We start from the raw sequence: 222 nt of genomic DNA on the forward strand, positions 1-222 counted from the left end.
AAGCTTTTCGAAGTTGTTCGTCGCGATCGGCCGTCTGGGCCGCTCGCTGCGGATCCACCTGCTGCTGTCCTCGCAGAAGGTGCCGGCCAACCGTATGGGTGAGCTGGAAGCGCATCTGTCCTACCGGATCGCGCTGCGCACCAACCAGACCAGCGACTCGCGTGACGCCATCGGCACCGCGGACGCGTACCACCTGCCGAAGAAACCGGGTTCCGGGTATCT

The 222-nt window shown here is 64.4% G+C and carries 1 protein-coding gene; it reads left to right on the forward strand.

Going from position 1 to position 222, the window contains the following annotated elements; translation table 11 throughout:
- Positions 1-222 (forward strand): hypothetical protein (locus ON38_RS04205; RefSeq protein ID WP_039822507.1); only part of this gene is annotated, 222 nt, incomplete at both ends.

It is taken from the genome of Nocardia testacea NBRC 100365 (genome assembly GCF_000308775.1).
GTDB lineage: Bacteria > Actinomycetota > Actinomycetes > Mycobacteriales > Mycobacteriaceae > Nocardia > Nocardia testacea.